Origin of the sequence: Acinetobacter sp. 1424608 (genome assembly GCF_000588255.1) — a bacterium.
Taxonomy (GTDB): Bacteria; Pseudomonadota; Gammaproteobacteria; order Pseudomonadales; family Moraxellaceae; genus Acinetobacter; species Acinetobacter nosocomialis.
The window spans coordinates 1-515 of sequence record NZ_JFXL01000053.1 but is presented as its reverse complement, the minus strand read 5'-3'; the positions used below and the strand labels follow the sequence as shown (position 1 = coordinate 515).

Genomic DNA, 515 nt, shown 5'->3' with positions numbered 1-515 from the left:
ATGGTCTATAATGCACATCCATCGGCGGTGATGCAGATAGAAACTTGTTGAAAAACAGTTACTTGAGATTAAGTTGGTTACTTTAAGTGATGAATTTGATGTTAAGTTGGTTTGAAAGATAAGTTTTAAAAATATCGAAATTACCTGTTGACTTTTAAGAGATTAAGAGTAATATAGCCGACCTAGCTTGCTGGTGACGAACCAGGAAGAAGATCATTAAGAGAATTGAAGAACAACTTGTGTGGATTTTTACTGATTGATTAATCGAAATAATTTTCATTGATTGATTGGTTTAAATTACTCGAAGTTTATTTGAGCGAAATTTAAGTCAGTAATTGATGAGCCAGAATTGGCACCTTGTCTATAAATAAGGTGCAAAATGATTTTAACTGAAGAGTTTGATCATGGCTCAGATTGAACGCTGGCGGCAGGCTTAACACATGCAAGTCGAGCGGGGGAAGGTAGCTTGCTACTGGACCTAGCGGCGGACGGGTGAGTAATGCTTAGGAATCTGC

The 515-nt window shown here is 37.5% G+C and carries 1 rRNA gene; it reads left to right on the top strand.

The features are described from left to right. Positions 1-386 precede the first annotated feature (386 nt). Positions 387-515: ribosomal RNA gene (locus J678_RS0104775) — 16S ribosomal RNA — on the top strand; the annotation flags it as partial.